Annotated in this window: 16 protein-coding genes and 3 pseudogenes; 7 read left to right on the forward strand and 12 right to left on the reverse strand. The window is 61.1% G+C overall.

Going from position 1 to position 22,653, the window contains the following annotated elements; genetic code table 11:
- The 10 genes from gspK to HMPREF1024_RS31410 form a co-directional block, all read right to left on the reverse strand.
- On the reverse strand, positions 1-973 hold a 973-nt coding region (gspK, locus tag HMPREF1024_RS06990; protein WP_009309265.1), incomplete at its 3' end, for a type II secretion system minor pseudopilin GspK.
- Entirely contained in the window at positions 970-1,566 is a 597-nt protein-coding gene (gene gspJ / locus HMPREF1024_RS06985; RefSeq protein WP_009309266.1) for a type II secretion system minor pseudopilin GspJ, read from the reverse strand. The genes gspK and gspJ, both read right to left, overlap by 4 nt.
- Entirely contained in the window at positions 1,563-1,928 is a 366-nt protein-coding gene (gene gspI / locus HMPREF1024_RS06980; protein WP_002889025.1) for a type II secretion system minor pseudopilin GspI, read from the reverse strand. Before gspI ends, gspJ begins: the two co-directional genes overlap by 4 nt.
- Positions 1,925-2,440 (reverse strand): type II secretion system minor pseudopilin GspH, encoded by a 516-nt coding sequence (gene gspH / locus HMPREF1024_RS06975; RefSeq protein WP_004191951.1) that lies wholly within the window; start codon positions 2,438-2,440, stop codon positions 1,925-1,927. The genes gspI and gspH overlap by 4 nt, the downstream gene beginning before the upstream one ends.
- Positions 2,440-2,862, reverse strand: coding sequence for a type II secretion system major pseudopilin GspG (gspG, locus tag HMPREF1024_RS06970; protein ID WP_002889054.1), 423 nt, complete (start codon positions 2,860-2,862; stop codon positions 2,440-2,442). Before gspG ends, gspH begins: the two co-directional genes overlap by 1 nt.
- Before the next feature lie 20 nt (positions 2,863-2,882).
- Entirely contained in the window at positions 2,883-4,097 is a 1,215-nt protein-coding gene (gene gspF, locus HMPREF1024_RS06965; RefSeq protein ID WP_004177382.1) for a type II secretion system inner membrane protein GspF, read from the reverse strand.
- A 1-nt stretch (position 4,098) separates the two neighbouring features.
- Positions 4,099-5,592, reverse strand: a complete 1,494-nt coding sequence (gene gspE, locus HMPREF1024_RS06960) for a type II secretion system ATPase GspE (RefSeq protein WP_004145888.1) — start codon at positions 5,590-5,592, stop codon at positions 4,099-4,101.
- Positions 5,589-7,562, reverse strand: a complete 1,974-nt coding sequence (gene pulD / locus HMPREF1024_RS06955; RefSeq protein WP_004194880.1) for a GspD family T2SS secretin variant PulD — start codon at positions 7,560-7,562, stop codon at positions 5,589-5,591. Before pulD ends, gspE begins: the two co-directional genes overlap by 4 nt.
- A gap of 9 nt (positions 7,563-7,571) precedes the next feature.
- The gene (gspC, locus tag HMPREF1024_RS06950) at positions 7,572-8,414 is read right to left on the reverse strand and encodes a type II secretion system protein GspC (RefSeq protein ID WP_009309267.1); all 843 of its coding nucleotides are present in this window, start codon (positions 8,412-8,414) and stop codon (positions 7,572-7,574) included.
- Positions 8,399-8,536: a hypothetical protein gene (locus HMPREF1024_RS31410; RefSeq protein WP_004219434.1), complete on the reverse strand. Its 138-nt coding sequence runs from the start codon at positions 8,534-8,536 to the stop codon at positions 8,399-8,401. Before HMPREF1024_RS31410 ends, gspC begins: the two co-directional genes overlap by 16 nt.
- A 184-nt stretch (positions 8,537-8,720) precedes the next feature.
- Between HMPREF1024_RS31410 and pulA the strand changes: the two genes are divergently transcribed.
- Both pulA and gspB read left to right on the forward strand, forming a co-directional pair.
- The gene (gene pulA / locus HMPREF1024_RS06945) at positions 8,721-12,029 is read left to right on the forward strand and encodes a pullulanase-type alpha-1,6-glucosidase (RefSeq protein WP_009309268.1); all 3,309 of its coding nucleotides are present in this window, start codon (positions 8,721-8,723) and stop codon (positions 12,027-12,029) included.
- Positions 12,030-12,285: 256 nt separating this feature from the next.
- Positions 12,286-12,843, forward strand: a complete 558-nt coding sequence (gene gspB, locus HMPREF1024_RS06940) for a type II secretion system assembly factor GspB (protein ID WP_004183054.1) — start codon at positions 12,286-12,288, stop codon at positions 12,841-12,843.
- A gap of 38 nt (positions 12,844-12,881) precedes the next feature.
- Here the strand turns inward: gspB and gspS are convergent, their stop codons facing one another.
- Both gspS and HMPREF1024_RS31820 read right to left on the reverse strand, forming a co-directional pair.
- Positions 12,882-13,256 (reverse strand): type II secretion system pilot lipoprotein GspS, encoded by a 375-nt coding sequence (gene gspS, locus HMPREF1024_RS0127160; protein WP_032409075.1) that lies wholly within the window; start codon positions 13,254-13,256, stop codon positions 12,882-12,884.
- A gap of 125 nt (positions 13,257-13,381) precedes the next feature.
- A pseudogene (locus tag HMPREF1024_RS31820) lies at positions 13,382-13,453 on the reverse strand (hypothetical protein); the annotation flags it as partial.
- 390 nt (positions 13,454-13,843) lie between these two features.
- Between HMPREF1024_RS31820 and mrcB the strand changes: the two are divergent.
- The 5 genes and pseudogenes from mrcB to fhuB all read left to right on the forward strand — a co-directional run bounded on the left by mrcB (position 13,844) and on the right by fhuB (position 22,549).
- Positions 13,844-16,396: a bifunctional glycosyl transferase/transpeptidase gene (mrcB, locus tag HMPREF1024_RS06935; protein WP_004213431.1), complete on the forward strand. Its 2,553-nt coding sequence runs from the start codon at positions 13,844-13,846 to the stop codon at positions 16,394-16,396.
- A 233-nt stretch (positions 16,397-16,629) separates the two neighbouring features.
- Positions 16,630-18,836: pseudogene (fhuA, locus tag HMPREF1024_RS06930) on the forward strand (ferrichrome porin FhuA).
- A gap of 45 nt (positions 18,837-18,881) precedes the next feature.
- Positions 18,882-19,679 (forward strand): Fe3+-hydroxamate ABC transporter ATP-binding protein FhuC, encoded by a 798-nt coding sequence (gene fhuC / locus HMPREF1024_RS06925; RefSeq protein WP_002889212.1) that lies wholly within the window; start codon positions 18,882-18,884, stop codon positions 19,677-19,679.
- Positions 19,679-20,569 (forward strand): Fe(3+)-hydroxamate ABC transporter substrate-binding protein FhuD, encoded by an 891-nt coding sequence (gene fhuD, locus HMPREF1024_RS06920; protein WP_004178627.1) that lies wholly within the window; start codon positions 19,679-19,681, stop codon positions 20,567-20,569. The genes fhuC and fhuD overlap by 1 nt, the downstream gene beginning before the upstream one ends.
- Positions 20,566-22,549: pseudogene (fhuB, locus tag HMPREF1024_RS06915) on the forward strand (Fe(3+)-hydroxamate ABC transporter permease FhuB). The gene fhuD and the pseudogene fhuB overlap by 4 nt, the downstream one beginning before the upstream one ends.
- Positions 22,550-22,653 lie beyond the last annotated feature (104 nt).

The following is a 22,653-nucleotide window of genomic DNA, read 5'->3' on the forward strand; positions in this document are numbered from 1 at the left end:
CGACCACCATAGAGAGTCCATATCGCCGCTGGACGACGGTAAACGTGCGCCCCTCCTGTTGCAGGACGCTGTGCAGCTGAAAGCGGAGATTGCCAGTCACCACGGTAAAAGCGGCGATAAAGCGTGCGCTGTGCACCGTCAGCCAGGGACGGGCAAGCGTGGTATCGGTTTTCTGCAGCGTCGGCTGCGCGAGAAAGGCGGCGACGCTGCTCCACCCGGTTCGCGGGCGGTTGTGCAGCAGCTGTTGCGCCTCTTGCAGCGTCAGATCGCCGGGAAAGAGGGCCACCAGCAGGGCGGCCTGGGAGGGGCGCAGGGTGTTGACATTGACCTGCAGCGCGTCATCCGGCTGGACGCAGACGAAGGGGAGCAGGCGCTGATAGAGCGCGGCGTCCATCCCGGCCAGCAGGCGCAACTCGCTGACATCCTGCATCGGCTGGTTGGCGGCGAGATAGCCCGGGGTTTGCGCCATATAGACCTCGTCCTCCGCCCCGTTCAGCCGCGGCTGGCCGTCGCTGTCCGTCCAGTCGCCAAGGGCGGCGGCGATCTGGCTGGCGCGCAGCGGCGGCTCGCCGAGCAGCGCCAGCAGCCGAACGAAGACGTCGGTCGGGTAGGGCGTTCCGTCGCCTGCCTCATCCGCGCGATGGTTGATGGCATTGAGGTTGAAGCAGGCGTGCCCGTCGCGGATCGTGGCGCGGATTTCGCCATCGTCGAGGGTAAAGCGGCGCCCCTCCTGCGCCCAGGTTTGCGCCAGGTTCGTTTGACTGGGCGAGTCCAGCGCATCGCGTTGCAGCAGCGCGGCGGCCATGTTTTCCGCCGCCAGGGCGTACCATCTGGCCTGCAAATTATCGAGGGTCACGGCGGTATGCTGATACATGACCGCGGTGCGCTCGGTCATGGCGCTGGCGAGGATCATCATCAGGGCGAGGATGAAAAGCACCATCAGGAGCGCGACGCCGCGTTGCCGATTTATCACTGGCCGCCTCCCGGGGTGAGTAAAAACAGGCGGGTTATCTCCCCGCTGTTCGCCAGCGTCAGGGTGATCTCCAGCCCCTGCGGCAGCGTCTGCGGGCGGTCCCAGGTTTCCTGCCAGCGCCTGTCGGCGTAAAACCGCAGGCGAAACGCCGTGACCTCGCGCAGCAGCACCCGGACCGTCGGCTGGCTGCCGGTCAGCGGATCCTGCTGATCGAAGCTCAGACGTTCAAACTGCTGCTGGCGCAGACGGTAGCTGACGTTCTGGATCTCCGAGCGCGGGAGGATCCCCAGCGGGTTTGGCCAGCCGCTGCGGCTGAAGGCCAGTCCCCAGTCGTCGCTCTGCAACTGGAAACGTCCGGCGAAGAAAAACGTGTCGCTGTTTCTGGCGCGACGGGGAATGATGTGGGTGACATCGTCGGCTATCTGGCGAAAGGCGCGCTGGAGGGCCGCGATCTGCAGGCTTTTCTCGCGGGTCAGGCCATCGGCGCGGATGACGTTCTGCAGCACCATCACGGCGGCGGCGCTGAGGACGGCGAGGATAGCCAGCGCCAGCAGCGTTTCGATCAGAGTGAAACCGCGCATTTTCGTTATCATGGCGGCGTCACCCAGGTGCGCAGGGTGGCCAGCGGCGCGGGATCGCTTTTTTGCCGCCGGACCTCCACGTCCAGCGCCCGCAGCTGCGGCAGCGCGGTTTCCACTCCCTGCCAGCGAACGAACCAGCGCGTCCCGGCGGCCTCCACGGTGGTTTCAGACCAGCTGAGGGCAGGCCAGCGTTTCTCCAGCCGCAGCTGCACCAGCTGGTTATCCGCCAGCCAGCTGGCGAGGATTTTCTCTTCCATACGCCCGAGCTGGCGCGTCTGCTGCAGGGTGGACTGCATCACCGCCAGGCCAGCGAGGGCGAAAATCACCAGCGCGACCATCACTTCGATAAGCGTCATTCCGGCTTCACGCTTCATGGCTGCTCCCGCGCAGCCAGCGGCTGGCTGTCGCCCTGGGCGTCGACGTTGATGCCCGTCGCGGCGTCAATCCGCAGCTGAAACGGCGTGACTTCACCGCCGGGAAAAATAAGCACGTCGGGCTGCTCGCCCGGCGTCCACGCCTGGCCGTCGGGAAAGCGCAGCGTCAGCCTGGCCCGCGGGAGGGTTTCCGCCGTGGTGACGCGTCCGGCCTGCAGCGGCAGCCACTGCGCGTTGCCCCACCGGTCGTCAGCCGCCGCCGGGGCGCTATCGTCGGCAGGCTGCAGGCGCATAAACTGCCAGCGCTCAGGGTGGATGATAATGCCGAAGAGCTGACCGGTTTGCTGCCCGCGCTCGCGGACAAAATCCAGTTGCGCCTGAAAGCGCGCCAGGATCTGTGTGGCCTCCTGGGTGCGGGCGGAGGGAAACGCCAGCAGCACCATGCTGGCGCTGACGCCGATCAGCAGCAGGACCAGCATCATCTCCAGGAGGGTGAAACCGCGCTGAGACACTATTTCTTCCCGAGGGTCCAGTTGCCGATATCGTCATTGGTGTCGGGCATCCCGTCCGGGCCGACGCTGAAGACGTCGATGGCGCCATGCTGACCCGGGCTTAACAGCTGATACTCATTCCCCCACGGGTCCTGCGGCAGACGGCGGATATAGCCGCCTTCCGGGTAGTTGCGGGCATGCGGCTCGGCGGCCGGAGCGGTCACCAGCGCCTGCAGTCCTTGTTCGGTGTTGGGGTAGCGGCTATTGTCGAGTTTATACATGTCCAGCGCTCCCTCGAGCGCCACCAGATCGCTGACCACCTTCTGGCGGTCCGCTTTCTCCTTGTTGCCCATCAGGTTAGGCACCACCAGGCTGGCGAGAATGCCGAGAATGACGATCACCACCATAATTTCCAGTAACGTGAAACCGCGTTGCCGTTGCATAGTTTTCTCCATTAATACAGTTACATACTCATAAGTGTGTTCAGTTGCAGGATCGGCTGCAGGATGGCCAGCACGATAAACAGCACCATGCCGGCCATGGTGACCACCAGCAGAGGCTCAAACAGGCTGAGGGCCATCTGGATCTGCGCGCTCAGCTCCCGGTCCTGGTTCTCCGCCGCGCGCTCCAGCATGGCGGTCAGTTCTCCGCTCTGTTCGCCGCTGGCGATCATGTAGCGCATCATCGGCGGAAACAGGGCGGTGGATTCCAGCGCCCGATGCAGACTGACGCCTTCGCGTACCGATTCGCTGGCCGCCGCCAGCTGGCTGCGCGCCCAGGCGTTGCTGAGGACGTCGGCGCTGATGCGCATCGACAGCAGCAGCGGCACCGCGCTGGCATTGAGAATGCTTAAGGTGCGGGCGTAGCGCGCGCTGTTGACGCTGCGGGCCACGCGGCCGATGACCGGCAGGCGCAGCAGCGCCCGGTCCCAGGCGAGCCGCCGGGCGGGCTGGCGCAGCAGATAGCGCAGCGCCAGCAGCGCCAGTAACGACAGCAGCGCCAGCCAGGGGCCCGCGCTGCGCACGATGTCGCTCAGGCTCATTAGCAGCCGGGTAGAGAAGGGCAGGGCCTGTTTAAGATGGACAAACTGCTCAACGACTTTCGGGACTACGGTGGAGAGCAGAATGGCGATCACGCTGATAGCGACCAGCGTCAGTACGATGGGGTAGATCATCGCCTGCAGCAGGCGGGCGCGGAGCTGCTGGCGCTGCTCGGTATAGTCAGCAAGCCGGTTCAGTACGCCGTCGAGATGGCCGGAGGTTTCGCCGGCCGCCACCATGGCGCAGAACAGCCCGTCGAAGCAGGCGGGATAGCCGCGCATCGCCTCCGCCAGCGAGTGGCCTTCGAGCACTTTGCTGCGCACCCCGGCCATTAACGTTCTTAGCGACGGCTTTTCGCACTGCTGGGCGACGGCATCGAGCGCCTTTTCCAGCGGGATCCCGGCGGCAACCAGAGTCGCCAGCTGGCGGGTGAGCAGGGCTAAATCACCGGCGCTGGTACGCCGGGTAAGGGATCCGCCGGCCCACAGTCGCCGCGCCGGGTCGGCAGTTGTCACTTCCAGCGCCAGCCAGCCCTTGTCCCGCAGCAGCTGGCGGGCGTGGCGGGCGGAGTCGGCCTGCTGAAGGCCGCGGCGGGTTTTGCCCTGCGCGTCCAGCGCCTGATAGCGAAACAGGGCCATCTTAGACGCTTTCCGTCGTTTGCTGTTCGGTGACCCGCATCACCTCCTCCCAGCTGGTGATCCCCGCCAGCGCTTTGTCGCGTCCGGCATGACGCAGGGTTTGCCAGGCTGGCCCCAGCTGCTGGATCAGGGTGATCTCGTTCTCGCCGCGGTGGATGGCGGCGCGCACGCGATCGTCGATTAGCAGCAGTTCATGGATCCCGGTACGCCCGCGATAGCCGATGAAATTACACTCCGGACAGCCTTTGGGCTGCCACAGCCGCGCGCCGACCGGGACCGCCATCTGCCGGGCGGTGTTGGCATCCGCCTGCCAGGGCTGACGGCAGTGCGGGCACAGTTGGCGCACCAGCCGCTGCGACATCACCGCCAGCAGCGAGGTGGAGAGTAAAAAAGGCTCCACGCCCATATCCTGTAGACGGGAAATGGCGCCCAGCGCGCTGTTGGTGTGCAGGGTCGACAGCACCAGGTGCCCGGTCAGCGAGGCCTGAACGGCGATCTGGGCGGTTTCGCCATCGCGGATTTCGCCCACCAGCACTACGTCCGGATCCTGGCGCAGGATGGCGCGCAGGCCGCGGGCGAAGGTCATCTCGACTTTGGCGTTGACCTGGGTCTGGCCTATGCCCTCCAGCTCATACTCCACCGGATCTTCAATGGTCATGATGTTGCGCTCCCGGGCGTCGAGGCGGCTGAGGGCGGCGTAGAGCGTCGTGCTTTTCCCGGAGCCGGTCGGACCGGTGACCAGGATGATGCCGTGCGGGCGGGCGATCAGCGCATCGACCCGATCGAGTAGGGCGGGCGGCATGCCCAGCGTCAGCAGATCCAGGTTGACGCTGTTTTTGTCCAGCAGACGCAGGACGACGCGTTCGCCGTGGCTGGAGGGCAGGGTGGAGACGCGCACGTCGATTGCTCGCCCGCCGATGCGCAGCGCCATGCGGCCATCCTGAGGGACCCGCTTTTCGGCAATGTCCAGACTGGCCATCACCTTGATGCGCGAAATTAACAGGGCGGCCAGCCGCCGCTGCGGGCGCAGAATTTCCCGCAGCACGCCGTCGACGCGAAAGCGGATCTGCAGATGGCGCTCGTAGGTTTCGATATGAATATCCGAGGCTTTCTCTTTGATGGCCTCGGTGAGCATGGCGTTGATCAGGCGGATGATCGGCGCGTCGTCCTCGCTGTCGAGCAGATCGTCGGTGTCCGGCAGCTCTTCGGCGAGGGTATAGAGGTCGAGCTCGTTGCCGATGTCGGCCATCATGCGGTGCGCCTCCGCCGAATCACGCTGATAGCTGAGCACCAGCACTTTCTCGAACGCGTCCGGCGCCAGACGGCTGACGCGCATCGGCCCGTCCGCCAGGCGGCGCGCTTCCAGCAGCGCCCGGGCGGCGGTATCGGGGCGGCACAGCGCTTCGCAGCGTTCACCGTCGCTGAGCAGCACAAGATGGTGCGCGCGGGCCCAGGCGAAGGGCAACAGCGGACGGCGTTCGGCGGCTGGCGTCATGGGCGGCCTCCGAGATTGAAGGCGTCAATGGCGGCGCTGACCTGGCGGAAAGCCTGGGTCTCCTGCTGCGGATAGATATGCAGCAGGTCGTTGCTGAGCGACGCTTCGCTGCTTTCTTTACCCCGCTGTTTAGTTTGCGCATTGTTGAATGCGGTGTACTGGCCGGAAGAAGCCTGGCGGTACTCATCGCGATCGCGAATGATGGTCGGGCGGATAAACAGCATCAGGTTGCGTTTCGACACTTTCTTGCTGTCGGAGCGGAACAGGGCGCCGATCACCGGGATATCCCCGAGCAGCGGCACTTTGTCAGCGGTATCGGTGACGGTTTTATCCAGCAGCCCGCCAACCACCACCGTTTCGCCGCTGCCGACCAGCACGGCGTTATTCACCGTCCGGGTATTGAAGGTCGCCCCGAGATCGCTGCTGGTGCTGGAGGCCGAGTCGGCAACGCTCGATACCTCCTGCTCAATCTCCAGCAGCACCGCATCGCCTTCGTTAATCTGCGGCTTCACCTTCAGTTTAATGCCGACGGTTTTGCGCTCGACGGTATTGAAGATGTTGTCGCCGGAGGTGGTTTGCGAGCCGGTTAATACCGGAACTTCCTGGCCGACGTTAAAGGTGGCTTGCATGTTATCGAGGGTGACGATGCTGGGGGTGGCCAGAATATCGTTCTTGGTACTGCTGGAGAGGGCGGTGAGCAGCATCGCCCAGTTCCCCTGATAGAAGCCGGCGGCGATACCATTAAACGAGCCGAGGGCGCTGGCCAGCGAGCTGCTGATGGTACCGTCTTTGTTGTACTGGTTGGCGCCGGCGATAGCCGTCGATATCGGCAAACCGCTGTTGGTGAACTGCGTCATGCCGGCGTTCTTGTTTGCCCACTGGATACCGAGATTAAGGCCATCGGCATCCTGCACTTCGGCAATAATCGCCTCCACCAGCACCTGCGGGCGGCGGATATCGAGCTGGGCGATCACCCGCTCAAGATCGTTCATCACGTCCGGCGCCGCGGTGACGATCAGGGCGTTGGTCTGGCCGTGGGCTTTGATAATAATATTTTTGTCGATCGCGGCCACTGGCCTGGCGCTTTGCTTGTCGCTCTGCAGCGAGCTGCTGATCCCGGTCAGAACCTCCACCAGATCGGCGGCTTTGGCGTACTTCAGGTAGATCACTTTGGTGTTACCCTGTACCGCCTGCTGGCGGTCGAGCTGTTTGATCATGGCGATGATGCGCTGGCGCGAGTTTGGTTCGCCGCTCACCAGTACCGCGTTGGTGCGCTCATCGGCCACCACGTTCGCCACCATCGAGCCCGGCAGCGCCGACTTGCTGGTATCTTTATTAAGCTCGGTAACCAGTTTGACCACTTCCGCGGCGGAGGCCCAGGAGAGGGGCACGGTCACCACGCTGCGATCCCCGGCGTTGTCGACGCGCTCGACAATGGTCAGCAGGCGTTTGATAACCGCCGCGCGGCCGGTCATCAGCAGTACGTTGGAGGGCTCATAATGGACCACGCTGCCGGCGCCAGCGTTATCGTTCAGCTGGCGGAGCAGCGGGGCGAGATCGCGGGCGGCGACGTTGGTCAGGGGCACCACCCGGGTGACCACTTCATCGCCTTCGCCCGGTGCGGCCGCGCTGGCGACCGGCACGGCCGAGGTCTTGGCGTCTTTGGCGCGGACCACTTTTAGCACGCCGTTATTCATATTGATCACGGCGAAGCCATATACATCCAGCACGCTGAGGAAGAATTGATAATATTGTTCTTCATTGAGCATATCGTAACTGCGCACGGTGATAGTGCCGCGTACGCTGGGATCGATAATCACCGTTTTATTCAGGTTTTTGCTGACGGTATTGATAAATTCCTGGATATCGGTGCCTTTAAAACTGGCGGAAAATTCCTCCGCGGCGGCCGGAGAAAATAGCAGCGGGGTTAATATCAGCAGCGCAGGCAGCATTTTTCGCAGGCGTTTCATGGTTGGCAATTATTCATCCCCCAGCGCGAAAGCAATATCGTGTCGTTGGCCTTCCCGCTCAACGGTTAGCGTTATTTCGGTCATGTCGGCCAGATTTTGCAGCGCCTGTTGCGCTTGCTCCTGGTCGCGTAAATCGATGCCGTTTAAGGCAATCGCCAAATCATTTGCCTGCAGGCCGGACTGGCGAAACAGCGAGGCGTCTTTGCCTGGGTTCAGCCGATAACCCAGCAGTTTGTCGCCGCTGAGTACCGGCGAAATAGATAAATAAGTGAGGATATTTTGCGACTGTTCGCGGAGTCGCTTCACGAGGGGCGGGTTGCCCGCGGCGGTGGGCGGCGGCGACGGCGCGCGACTGTCGTTAAATAATAAAATGGCCTCTTTGCGCCCCTGATAGTTGACGATGATCCGGTCAGGCAGAATGGCGGCGATCCGCGCATCATACCCTGGGAGAGGATCGCCCGTGCTAAGGCTAACCTGCTGATTTCCCTTTTCGATAATAGCGATGGAGCGCGCCGGGTTGCTGCTGGCGAGTAGCCCGGCCAGGCGTAGCTTCAGGCTGGAAACCGGCACCTGATTGAGACTGGCAGCATCCGTTGGCGTGGGGCTAATTTTCACCGCCAGGCCAAACAGGGTAAATGCGGGCCGCACATTTTTTAATTCCGGATCTGCCGGCGGAGGCATGGTTAACGGTAGGGCGGAAATATCCTCAGGACTCACAGGGAATACCACGCGCCAGGTTAATTTCGCCAGCTGTGGGATAGCGGTTATTAATATGATGAGCGTCACAATTTGTGGTAATAATTTAATTATCCCTTTATTTATATTTGTTAACCTCATCACAGAAACTGGCATTTTAATTCCTTTGCTAATTTATTTTTCTGCACGTTGGCGTAATACCCTACCGAAACAGGTAGGTGATTATTGGCTTTTGAATTATTTATTGCCGGAGAGTGGCGATAAGCGTGGCGAATCATAATCAGTTTGCGGTTTCGGGTCGTCATTCCCTTTATTGATTTACTCCCCCGGCTTCCTACGCCCCCCGCTCATTTGTGGGGGATGATTGCGCCTGGGAAAGCAAAAATATCTAATTAGCGCGCTGTAAAGATATTCATCCTTTCTTACCTTTTATAATTTAATAAGCATATTAGGGACTATCGAATGCTCAGATATACCTGTCATGCCCTATTTCTTGGATCGTTAGTATTATTGAGTGGCTGTGATAACAGCTCTTCCTCTTCTACCTCTGGCTCACCGGGTTCACCAGGCAATCCTGGCAACCCAGGCACTCCCGGCACGCCCGACCCGCAGGATGTCGTCGTCCGCTTACCGGACGTTGCCGTCCCAGGCGAAGCGGTGCAGGCTTCCGCCAGGCAGGCTGTCATTCATCTCGTCGATATCGCCGGCATCACCAGCAGCACGCCGGCCGACTATGCGACGAAAAACCTCTATTTATGGAACAACGAAACCTGTGACGCGCTGAGCGCGCCGGTGGCGGACTGGAATGATGTCAGCACCACGCCGACCGGCAGCGACAAATATGGCCCTTACTGGGTGATCCCGCTGACTAAAGAGAGCGGATGCATCAACGTTATCGTCCGCGATGGCACCAATAAGCTTATCGACAGCGACCTGCGCGTCTCTTTCAGTGATTTCACCGATCGGACGGTATCGGTCATCGCCGGCAACAGCGCGGTCTATGACTCCCGCGCCGACGCCTTCCGCGCCGCCTTTGGCGTGGCGCTGGCCGATGCGCACTGGGTCGATAAGACTACTCTGCTGTGGCCGGGTGGGGAAAATAAACCCATTGTGCGCCTCTATTACAGCCACAGCAGTAAGGTGGCCGCCGACAGTAACGGCGAATTTAGCGATAAATATGTCAAGCTGACCCCCACCACCGTCAGCCAGCAGGTAAGCATGCGCTTCCCGCATCTCGCCAGCTATCCAGCCTTTAAACTGCCGGATGATGTTAACGTCGATGAATTGCTGCAGGGCGAGACGGTGGCGATAGCCGCGGAAAGCGATGGGATCCTGAGCTCAGCCACCCAGGTGCAGACCGCCGGCGTGCTGGACGATACCTATGCCGCCGCCGCCGAGGCGCTGAGCTATGGCGCCCAGCTAACCGATAGCGGCGTGACCTTCCGCGTCTGGGCGCCCACGGCGCAGCAGGTCGAGCTAGTGATCTATAGCGCGGACAAGAAAGTGATAGCCAGTCACCCGATGACCCGCGACAGCGCCTCCGGCGCCTGGTCCTGGCAGGGGGGAAGCGACCTGAAGGGCGCCTTCTACCGCTACGCGATGACGGTCTACCACCCGCAGTCGCGTAAAGTCGAGCAGTACGAAGTGACCGATCCCTACGCCCACAGTTTGTCGACCAACTCGGAGTACAGCCAGGTGGTCGATCTCAACGACAGCGCGCTGAAGCCGGAAGGCTGGGACGGGCTGACGATGCCGCACGCGCAGAAAACCAAAGCCGATCTGGCGAAAATGACGATTCACGAATCGCATATTCGCGATCTCTCCGCCTGGGATCAAACCGTGCCTGCGGAGCTGCGCGGTAAGTATCTGGCGCTCACCGCCCAGGAAAGCAATATGGTCCAGCATCTGAAACAGCTGTCGGCCTCGGGCGTGACCCATATTGAGCTGCTGCCGGTCTTCGATCTGGCGACGGTCAATGAGTTCAACGACAAGGTCGCCGATATTCAGCAGCCGTTCAGCCGCCTGTGCGAGGTCAATAGCGCGGTGAAGAGCAGCGAGTTCGCGGGCTATTGCGACAGCGGTTCGACGGTCGAAGAGGTGCTGACCCAGCTGAAGCAGAACGACAGCAAGGATAACCCGCAGGTGCAGGCGTTGAATACGCTGGTGGCGCAGACCGACTCCTATAACTGGGGCTACGATCCGTTCCACTACACGGTACCGGAAGGATCCTACGCCACCGATCCGGAAGGCACGGCGCGTATTAAAGAGTTCCGCACCATGATTCAGGCGATCAAGCAGGATCTGGGAATGAACGTCATTATGGACGTGGTGTACAACCACACCAACGCCGCCGGCCCGACCGATCGCACCTCGGTACTGGATAAGATCGTCCCCTGGTACTACCAGCGTCTGAACGAAACCACCGGCAGCGTGGAATCGGCTACCTGTTGCTCCGACTCGGCGCCAGAGCACCGGATGTTCGCCAAGCTTATCGCCGATTCACTGGCGGTATGGACCACCGATTATAAGATCGATGGCTTCCGCTTCGACCTGATGGGCTACCACCCGAAAGCGCAGATCCTCTCGGCCTGGGAACGCATTAAAGCGCTGAACCCGGATATCTACTTCTTTGGCGAAGGCTGGGATTCCAACCAGAGCGATCGCTTTGAAATTGCCTCGCAAATCAATCTCAAAGGCACCGGGATCGGCACGTTCTCCGATCGTCTGCGCGACGCCGTGCGCGGCGGCGGGCCGTTCGACTCCGGTGACGCATTACGCCAGAACCAGGGCGTGGGCAGCGGGGCCGGCGTTCTGCCGAATGAGCTGACCACCCTGACCGACGATCAGGCGCGTCACCTCGCCGATCTGACCCGTCTCGGCATGGCCGGTAACCTTGCGGACTTTGTGCTGATCGACAAAGACGGCGCGGTGAAGAGAGGCAGCGAGATTGATTATAACGGCGCGCCAGGCGGCTATGCGGCTGATCCGACGGAAGTCGTGAACTATGTGTCAAAACACGATAACCAGACGCTGTGGGACATGATCAGCTATAAAGCCGCTCAGGAGGCGGATCTCGATACCCGCGTCCGGATGCAGGCGGTGTCGCTGGCGACGGTGATGCTCGGCCAGGGGATCGCCTTTGACCAGCAGGGCTCGGAGCTGCTGCGCTCTAAATCCTTTACCCGCGATTCGTATGATTCCGGCGACTGGTTTAACCGCGTGGACTACTCCCTGCAGGACAACAACTACAACGTCGGTATGCCGCGCAGCAGCGATGATGGCAGCAATTATGACATTATCGCCCGGGTGAAAGACGCGGTGGCTACTCCGGGTGAAACGGAGCTCAAGCAGATGACCGCGTTTTATCAGGAGCTGACCGCGCTGCGTAAATCGTCTCCGCTGTTTACCCTCGGCGACGGCGCGACGGTGATGAAGCGCGTGGACTTCCGCAATACTGGCGCCGATCAGCAGACGGGTCTGCTGGTGATGACCATCGATGACGGGATGCAGGCTGGCGCCAGTCTGGACAGCCGTGTCGACGGCATCGTGGTGGCGATCAACGCCGCGCCGGAAAGCCGGACGCTGCAGGACTTCGCCGGCACATCGCTCCAGCTGAGCGCTATTCAGCAGGCGGCGGGCGACCGGTCGCTGGCGAGCGGCGTGCAGGTTGCCGCTGACGGTTCGGTCACGCTGCCGGCCTGGTCGGTTGCCGTTCTCGAGTTGCCGCAGGGCGAGTCGCAGGGCGCTGGCCTGCCGGTGAGCAGTAAATAACATAACGTAGGGCGCCCGTAAGGGCGCCTCTGGCTGATGACAAACCTGTTTCGTTATTGTGCTCGCCTTTCTGTCGGGTGGCGGCTTTCGCCTTACCCGGCCTACGAAAGATTGCAATTTCAAACAGTTATGCAGTTATCTGTAGGCCCGCGCAAGCGTAGCGCCGCCGGGCACTTCCTGAAGATTGCACTTTGTCAGCAGTCTGGGGCATCCGTAAGGGCGCCTTCTCGTTATCGTGAGGGAACAGGAGACGGTTATGATTGTTCGTGATGACAGTGAAAGAGGCATCCCGCCTCTGGTGGCGCATCAGCCGCCGTCCTCGCTGGATGATGCGCCGGTGAGCCGCGGTCGGATGGTGCAGATCCCCGGCTGGATTATCCCGCTGTACGCCGGATTATTTATCGCGCTCGGCTGGTTTGGCGGCGAGCAGTGGCGTCACCCGGCACCGCCGCAAACGCTGCCCTTGCCGGTGGCGCATGCGGCGCTTCTGCCGTTAACCGCTGCCGGAGAGGCCGCGCCAAAGACGCCGCCGCCGGCGGCAAAAGCCAGCGCGCCCGCGGCGCCGGAAGTGGACAGCGATACGCTGCCGCCTCTGCGCTACAGCGCCCATGTCTACGCCTCGCGACCGGAAAAGCGCAGCATTGTGTTAAACGGCAAAGCGTGGACGGAGGGCGATTCACCCCTGCCGAACCTGGTGGTGGAGCAGATCCAGCAGGATGTGACGATCTTCAGCTTCAACGGCACGACCTTTACCCTCGCGGCGCTGGAGGACTGGCCGGGCGGAAAAATTGACGAGGAGCCGAAAGAGGAATAAAAGCGCGCACAATAACCGGCGCGCTGAGGATATTTCGCTTAGTCGCTGCGCAAGCTGGCAATAAATGGCGCGAGCTGACGATTAAATTGACTGCACTGTGTGGCTTCCGGGGTACTGTCCTGTAATAGCTGTTGGTAAAGCCGGTCGCTATTTGGGCTTAACGTCGCCACGTCAATATTTCCCCATCCGCGCGCTTTACCGACATTCACCGCTGCCCGATATATCGTTTCATCAGCGGGGAGATCGCTACGATTACATTTATTCTTGAGATAGCGCGTCCCGGCCGCCACGGACGAGAGCTGCTCGAGCTGCGCCTGGCTGCTGATAGCCGGGCTGAGCGTTGAGGCGGGTTTTTGTTGGCAGCCAGAGAGAAGGGCTACCATGCAAAGCGGAAATATAAGCGGAATACGCATCATAGAGTAATCAAAATAATGAATCACTGGCCGCTAGTTTAACAAATATTTACCTGGTGTCATCATAAAATATTATTCTGCATAAATGTTAACAGGCTCTCATTTTTATCAACGGAAAGGCGCTAAATCGACTTTACTTTTATCAATAATAAACGTTGGCGCTGGGAAAATATATTTTCATCCGCGGATGATGCCACTGCGTTGACCGGCAGGAAGCGCGCCGTTTTTTATGTTATTAAAAAACATACTCTTTCCCATCTTGTTACGTGCGCAGGAGGTAAAATGCTGGTTAAGAATGTCGCATTTTAGTGCTATCCTGTATGCCCTGAACATTACGTGCTATGTTCTGACTTATTCTGCCGATGATGCGTTTAACACAATGATTTTATGGTGAATTTTTATTGTTAGTATCATGTAACATGAAGCAAACCAACCCTCTGAAAGGCTGGCGGCGCGTCCTGCCTGCCAGCAGGTTGTCGTCCGAAGGATAAGCAGCCTGGACGTTAATTTGAGAGATTTCTTCTTCCTCTGAACAGGGGAAGTATTGAGAATCAGGCCTTTGCGCCTGAACGTTGCGGAGAAAAAGCATGGCGGGAGATGACCGCGAGCCTATCGGACGTAAGGGAAGACCCTCACGTCCGACTAAACAGAAAGTCACCCGTCGCCGGGTCCGGGAAGAGGACTACGACGACGAGTATGATGACGATGATTATGAGGATGAGAAACCGGTGCCGAGAAAAGCCAAAGGCAAAGGTGGCAAGCCTCGTCGGAAGCGCAGCTGGCTGTGGCTGCTGGTCAAGCTGGGGATTGTCTTCGCGGTGCTGATTGCCGCCTATGGCGTCTACCTCGACCAGAAAATCCGCAGCCGCATTGACGGTAAAGTCTGGGAGCTGCCGGCCGCGGTCTATGGCCGGATGGTCAACCTTGAGCCGGACATGCAGATCAGCAAAAACGAGATGGTGCGTCTGCTCAACGCCACGCAGTATCGCCAGGTCAGCGCGATGACGCGCCCCGGCGAATATACCGTGCAGGCTAACAGCATCGAGATGATCCGTCGTCCGTTCGATTTCCCGGACAGTAAGGAAGGGCAGGTGCGCGCGCGTCTTACCTTCGACGGCGACCATCTTGAGACCATCGAGAATATGGATAATAACCGCCAGTTCGGTTTCTTCCGCCTCGATCCGCGTCTTATCACCATGCTGCAGTCGCCGAACGGCGAGCAGCGCCTGTTCGTGAAGCGCAGCGGCTTCCCCGATCTGCTGGTGGATACCCTGCTGGCGACCGAAGACCGCCACTTCTATGAGCACGATGGGATCAGTCTCTACTCCATCGGCCGCGCGGTGCTGGCGAACCTGACGGCAGGCCGAACGGTGCAGGGGGCGAGTACCCTGACCCAACAGCTGGTGAAAAACCTGTTCCTCTCCAGCGAACGCTCCTACTGGCGTAAAGCCAACGAAGCGTATATGGCGCTGATCGTCGACGCCCGCTACAGCAAGGATCGCATCCTTGAGCTGTATATGAACGAGGTGTACCTCGGCCAGAGCGGCGATAACGAAATTCGCGGCTTCCCGCTGGCCAGCCTGTATTACTTCGGCCGTCCGGTGGAAGAGCTGAGCCTCGACCAGCAGGCGCTGCTGGTGGGGATGGTGAAAGGGGCGTCGGTCTATAACCCGTGGCGTAACCCGAAACTGGCCCTTGAACGACGCAATCTGGTGCTGCGTCTGCTGCAGCAGCAGCAGGTTATCGACCAGGAGCTGTACGACATGCTCAGCGCCCGTCCGCTGGGCGTGCAGCCGCGCGGCGGGGTGATTTCACCGCAGCCGGCGTTTATGCAGATGGTTCGTCAGGAACTGCAGGCGAAGCTGGGCGATAAAGTGAAAGATCTCTCCGGCGTGAAGATCTTCACCACTTTCGACTCGGTGGCGCAGGATGCGGCGGAAAAAGCGGCCTCCGAAGGGATCCCGGTTCTGAAGAAACAGCGTAAGCTGGCGGACCTGGAAACCGCCATGGTGGTGGTTGACCGCTTCACCGGCGAAGTGCGGGCGATGGTCGGCGGCGCGGAGCCGCAGTTCGCCGGTTATAACCGCGCGATGCAGGCCCGCCGATCGATTGGTTCTCTGGCCAAGCCGGCGACCTACCTGACCGCGCTGAGCCAGCCGAATCAGTATCGCCTGAATACCTGGATCGCCGATGCGCCGGTGACGATTCGCCTTTCCAACGGTCAGACGTGGTCCCCGCAGAACGACGATCGTCGTTTCAGCGGTCAGGTGATGCTGGTGGATGCCCTGACTCGCTCGATGAACGTCCCGACGGTTAACCTCGGGATGGCGCTGGGCTTGCCGGCGGTAGTCGATACCTGGACTAAACTGGGGGCGCCGAAGAATCAGCTCAACGCGGTGCCGTCGATGCTGCTTGGCGCGCTGAACCTGACGCCGATTGAAGTGGCCCAGGCCTTCCAGACCATCGCCAGCGGTGGGAACCGTGCGCCGCTTTCCGCGCTGCGGTCAGTGATTGCCGAAGATGGCACTGTGCTCTACCAGAGCTATCCGCAGGCGGAGCGCGCGGTGCCTGCCCAGGCGGCCTACATGACGCTGTGGACTATGCAGCAGGTGGTGCAGCGCGGTACGGGGCGTCAGCTGGGGGCGAAGTATCCGGGCCTGCATCTGGCGGGGAAAACCGGGACCACCAACAATAACGTCGATACCTGGTTCGCCGGCATCGACGGTAGTCAGGTGACCATCACCTGGGTGGGGCGCGACAATAACCAGCCGACCAAACTGTACGGCGCCAGCGGCGCGATGTCGATTTACCAGCGCTATCTGGCGAACCAGACGCCAACGCCGCTGGTGCTGACGGTGCCGGAAGACGTGGTTGATATGGGCGTGGACAGCAACGGCAACTTCGTCTGCAGCGGAGGTATGCGTTCGCTGCCGGTCTGGACCACGCAACCGGATGCGCTGTGCCGTCAGGGCGAAATGATGCAACAGCAGCAGTTGCAGCAACAGGAAGCGAAAAATCCGTTTAATCAGTCCGGGCAGCAGCAGCCGCCGCAGCAGCAACAGCAGCAACAGCCGCCGAAGCAGCAGGAAAAGAGCGACGGCGTCGCGGGCTGGATCAAGGATATGTTCGGCAGTAACTGATTTTGACCGCACGACCAGACCCCTTAATACGAAAGTATTAAGGGGTTTTTTATGCCTGTAAAAAAGTTAACGGCTCTTTAACTCCATAATAACTATCTGGTTATTAATTCAGCCTTCGACCGGCGGCGACAGGCATATCGCTTGCCTTGCCTTCGACGTTTCGCCTATTATATCGCCCGTAATAATAATAATTCTCGTTTACGTTATCATTCACTTTCATCAGAGATATACCCATGGCGCGTCCAAAAACTGCTCAGCCAAATCACTCGCTGCGTAAAGTCGCAGCTGTAGTAGCCACGGCGGTTAGCGGCATGTCTGTCTACGCACAGGCAGCAGAACAACCGAAGCAAGAAGAAACCATCACCGTCGTTGCCGCCCCGGCCGCCCAGGAAAGCGCCTGGGGACCGGCGCCGACTATCGCGGCAAAACGCTCCGCCACGGCGACCAAAACCGATACCCCGATTGAAAAAACGCCGCAGTCTGTGTCGGTGGTCACGCGCCAGGAGATGGAGATGCGCCAGCCGACGACGGTAAAAGAGGCGCTCTCCTATACGCCAAGCGTCTTCTCCACTCGCGGCAGTTCGACCACCTATGACGTGGTCACCATTGCGGCTTCACCACCTCGACGACCGTCAACACCAACCAGTATCTGGACGGCATGAAGCTGCAGGGGAATAACTACTCTGAAGTCTCCATGGATCCTTACTTCCTCGAGCGTGTGGAAGTGATGCGCGGGCCAACCTCGGTGCTGTACGGCAACAGCAACCCGGGCGGTATCGTCAGCATGGTCAGCAAGCGCCCGACTACCGAGCCGCTGAAAGAAGTGCAGTTTAAGATGGGCACCGACAATCTGTGGCAGACCGGGTTTGACTTTAGCGACGCCATTGATGATGCCGGCGTTTGGTCGTATCGCCTGACCGGCCTTGGCCGCAGTCAGGATGCCCAGCAGCAGATGGCGAAATCGACTCGCTACGCGGTGGCGCCCTCCTTTAGCTGGCGTCCGGACGATAAAACCGACTTCACCTTCCTGAGCAACTTCCAGAATGACCCGGATGCGGGCTACTACGGCTGGCTGCCGCGCGAAGGCACCGTGGTGCCGTATTACGACGCCAACGGTAAGGCGCACAAGCTGCCGACCGATTTCAACGAAGGCGAGTCCGATAATAAAATCTCCCGCCGCCAGAAGATGGTGGGCTACAGCTTCTCCCATCAGTTCGATGACACCTTTACCGTGCGGCAGAACCTGCGCTATGCCGATGTGCATACGCTCTATCGTTCCGTATACGGCAACGGCTATGTCGCGCCGGGCTACATGAATCGCGCCTACGTGCGCTCCGACGAGCACCTGAACACCTTCACCGTCGATACCCAGCTGCAGTCTGATTTCGCCACCGGCGCGGTCAGCCATACGCTGCTGACCGGCGTGGACTACTCGCGGATGCGTAACGATGTGGATGCCGACTACGGGACGGCGGATCCTATCAGCATGAGCAATCCGCAGTACGGCAATCCGAATATTCTGGTCACCTTCCCGTACGCGGTCCTCAACCGGATGGAGCAGACCGGCCTGTACGCGCAGGATCAGATGGAGTGGGATAAATGGGTGATGACCCTGGGCGGCCGTTACGATTACGCCACGACCTCAACGTTAACCCGCGCCACCAACAGCCTGGCGGAGAATCACGACCAGCAGTTCAGCTGGCGCGGCGGCATCAACTACCTGTTCGATAACGGCATCTCTCCGTACTTCAGCTACAGCGAATCGTTTGAACCGGTATCGGGTTCCAACAGCCGCGGCCAGCCGTTCGATCCGTCGCGCGGTAAGCAGTATGAAGCCGGCGTGAAATACGTGCCGAAAGATATGCCGGTGGTGGTCACCGCGGCGGTCTATCAGCTGACCAAAGACAAGAACCTGACGGCTGATCCGGCTAACCAGGCGTTCAGCATCCAGACCGGCGAGATCCGCTCCCGCGGCCTTGAGCTGGAGGCGAAGGCGGCGGTGAACGCCAATATTAACGTCACCGCAGCCTACAGCTACACCGATGCGGAGTACACTCACGATACGGTGTTCAACGGCAAACGTCCGGCGGAAGTGCCGCGTAACATGGCCTCCCTGTGGGCGGATTATACCTTCCACGAAACCGCGCTGAGCGGTCTGACGATTGGGGCCGGGGCGCGCTATATCGGTTCAACGGTCAGCTACTACAAAAATGACACCAGCACCGGTAAGAAAAATGATGCCTTTAGTGTGGCCGGTTATGCGCTGATGGATGCGACGGTGAAATACGATCTGGCGCGCTTTGGCCTGCCGGGATCGTCGGTCGGCGTCAACGTCAACAACCTGTTCGACCGCGAATATGTCTCCAGTTGCTACAGCGAATACGCCTGCTACTGGGGCGCCGGACGTCAGGTCGTCGCCACCGCCACCTTCCGTTTCTAACCACCTACGGGCGCGGTTCGCCGCGCCCTCTATCAGGTTATCGCTATGCAGGAACAGACTCCGCACGCAGAAACCACCTTCGCGCTGGATCGCGTCACTTTCCGTGTGCCTGGCCGCACATTGCTCCATCCGCTCTCGCTCACCTTCCCGACCGGAAAAGTCACAGGCCTGATCGGCCATAATGGCTCCGGCAAATCGACGTTACTGAAAATGCTTGGCCGTCATCAGCCGCCCTCCGCAGGCGAAGTGCTGCTGGACGGGCAGCCGCTGGAGAGCTGGGGCAGCAAAGCCTTTGCCCGCAAAGTGGCCTATCTGCCGCAGCAGCTGCCGCCGGCCGAAGGTATGACGGTGCGCGAGCTGGTGGCGATCGGCCGCTATCCATGGCACGGCGCGCTGGGTCGCTTTGGCGCAGCGGACCGTGAGAAAGTAGAAGAGGCGATTGCGCTGGTGGGGCTGAAGCCGCTCGCTCATCGTCTGGTGGACAGCCTCTCCGGCGGTGAACGCCAGCGGGCGTGGATCGCCATGCTGGTGGCGCAGGACAGTCGCTGCCTGCTGCTCGATGAACCCACCTCGGCGCTGGATATTGCTCATCAAGTCGATGTTCTGGCGCTGGTGCATCGTCTCAGCCAGCAGCGCGGCCTGACGGTGATCGCCGTCCTGCACGATATTAATATGGCGGCCCGCTATTGCGACTATCTGGTGGCCCTGCGCGGCGGAGAAATGATTGCTCAGGGGACGCCGGCGGAACTGATGCGCAGCGACACTCTGGAACAGATCTACGGCATCCCGATGGGGATCCTGCCACACCCGGCCGGTGCGGCGCCGGTAAGCTTTGTCTATTGATGATGAACCCAACTCTGATAACCCGACGCCGCCTGCTGATCGCGATGGCGCTCTCGCCGCTGCTGTGGCAGATGCGCGGCGCGCAGGCGGCCGACGTCGACCCGCAGCGCGTGGTCGCCCTGGAGTGGCTGCCCGCGGAGCTGCTGCTGGCGCTCGGCGTGACGCCCTATGGCGTGGCCGATATTCCCAACTATCGCTTGTGGGTGAACGAACCCGCGCTGCCCGACTCGGTGATCGATGTTGGTCTGCGTACCGAACCCAACCTTGAACTGCTGACGCAGATGAAACCGTCGTTTATCGTCTGGTCGGCGGGCTACGGCCCGTCGCCGGAGAAGCTGGCGCGTATCGCGCCCGGCCGCGGTTTCACCTTCAGCGACGGCAAACGGCCGCTGGCGATGGCCCAGCGTTCGCTACTGGAAATGGCCGATCTGCTGGGCAAAACGCAGCAGGCGAAGCGCCATCTGGCGGAGTTCGACGCGCTGATGGAGAGCCTGCGTCCGCGTTTTGCCGGGCGCGGCGATCGTCCGCTGCTGATGATCTCTCTGCTCGATCCCCGCCACGTGCTGGTGTTTGGCGAAAACTGCCTGTTCCAGGAGGTGCTTGATCGCTTTGGTATTAAAAACGCCTGGCACGGCGAAGCGGCATTCTGGGGAAGCGTTAGCGTTGGCATCGACAGGCTGGCGGCATTTAACGAAGCCGATGTCATCTGTTTCGACCATGGCAATGAGCGAGATATGGCTCAACTGCTGGCGACGCCGCTATGGCAGGCGATGCCCTTCGTGCGCGCGGGCCGCTTCCAGCGCGTTCCGGCGGTTTGGTTCTACGGCGCGACGCTGTCAGCGATGCATTTTGCCCGCGTGCTGGCTGATGCCCAGGGGAGACCGGCATGAATACGCGTCTCTCGCCGTTAGCTATTATCCTGCTGGCCGGGCTGCTGGGCGTCGCCTTCGCGCTGAGCATCGTCAACCTCAATGTCGCCTTGCCCTATGCGCAGTGGCGGCAGGCGCTGTGGCAGCCGGATGTCGATGATATCGCCCAAATGCTGTTTCATTACAGTTTGTTACCGAGGCTGGCTGTTGCGCTGCTGGTGGGCGCCGGGCTGGGACTGGTTGGCGTCCTGTTCCAGCAGGTGCTGCGTAATCCGCTGGCGGAACCGACCACCCTTGGCGTCGCCACCGGCGCGCAGCTGGGGTTAACGGTCACCACGTTATGGGCTATTCCCGGCGTGCTGGCGTCGCAATTCGCCGCGCTGGCCGGGGCCTGTCTGGTGGGCGCGCTGGTGTTTGGCGTCTCGTGGGGCAAGCGCCTGTCGCCGGTAACGCTGATCCTGGCGGGGCTGGTGGTCAGCCTTTACTGTGGCGCGCTTAACCAGCTGATGGTGATTTTCCATCACGACCAGCTGCAAAGCATGTTCCTGTGGAGCACCGGGACGCTGACGCAGACCGACTGGAGCGTGGCGCAGCGCCTGTGGCCGCAGCTGCTTGGCGGGGCAATACTCACCTTGCTGCTGCTGCGGCCGCTGACCCTGATGGGGCTCGATGACGGGGTGGCGCGTAACCTCGGGCTGGCGCTTTCCCTGGCGCGCCTCGGCGCCCTGACGCTGGCGATCGTCATCAGCGCGCTGCTGGTGAACGCGGTAGGGATTATCGGCTTTATCGGCCTGTTCGCGCCGCTGCTGGCGAAAATGCTTGGCGCCCGTCGGCTGCTGGCGCGGCTGCTGCTGGCGGCGCTGATCGGCGCGCTGCTCCTGTGGCTTTCCGATCAGGTGATCCTCTGGCTGAGCCGGGTATGGCGGGAAGTCTCCACCGGCTCGGTCACCGCCCTGATTGGCGCGCCGCTGCTGCTGTGGCTGCTGCCGCGGTTGCGCAGCATCAGCGCCCCGGTGATGAACGGCGGCGATAATGTGCAGCCTGAGCGCTATCATGTGCAATGGTTTGTTCTCGCAGGCGTCGCGTTGCTGCTGCTGGCGGTGAGCGTGGCGCTGGCCTTTGGTCGCGATGCCCACGGCTGGCTGTGGGCCCACGGCGATCTGCTGGAGCAACTGCTGCCCTGGCGCTGGCCGCGGGTGCTGTCGGCGCTGTTCGCCGGGGTCATGCTGGCGGTCGCCGGCTGTATTATCCAGCGCCTGACCGGCAACCCGATGGCCAGCCCGGAAGTGCTGGGCATCAGCTCCGGCGCGGCTTTTGGCGTGGTGCTGATGCTGTTCTTCGTGCCTGGCGACGCCTTTGGCTGGCTGCTGCCGGCCGGCAGCCTTGGCGCGGCGGCCACCTTGCTGATCATTATGCTTGCCGCCGGGCGCGGCGGCTTCTCGCCGCATCGGATGCTGCTGGCGGGGATGGCGCTGAGCACCGCCTTCACTATGCTGCTGATGATGCTGCAGGCCAGCGGCGATCCGCGTATGGCGCAGATCCTGACGTGGATCTCGGGGTCGACATATAGCGCGACGCCGGAGAGGGTGGTGCGTAGCGGCGCGGTAATGCTGGCGCTGCTGGCGCTGGCGCCGCTCTGTCGTCGCTGGTTAACCATCCTGCCGCTGGGGCGGGGAGGCGGCGCGAGCGGTGGGCATGGCGCTGACGTCATCGCGGATTGTTCTGCTGCTGCTGGCGGCCTGCCTGACGGCGGCGGCGACGCTGACCATCGGCCCGCTGAGCTTTGTCGGGCTGATGGCGCCGCATATCGCGCGGATGATGGGCTTCCGGCGAACCCTACCGCATATGGTGATTTCAGGGCTGACTGGCGGGCTGCTGCTGGTCTTCGCCGACTGGTGCGGACGGATGATGATGTTCCCGTATCAGATCCCGGCGGGGCTACTGTCGACCTTTATCGGCGCGCCTTACTTTATTTATTTGCTGAGAAAGCAGAGTCGCTAACGGTCCTGGATGGCTTCAACATCCCCGGTGGCGCTATCGCTTACCGGGGCTACAGCGCTGTGCGATTTGGTAGCCCGGATAAGGCGCAATGCGCCTCCTCCGGG

It is taken from the genome of Klebsiella sp. 4_1_44FAA (assembly GCF_000238715.1).
Taxonomy (GTDB): Bacteria; Pseudomonadota; Gammaproteobacteria; order Enterobacterales; family Enterobacteriaceae; genus Klebsiella; species Klebsiella pneumoniae.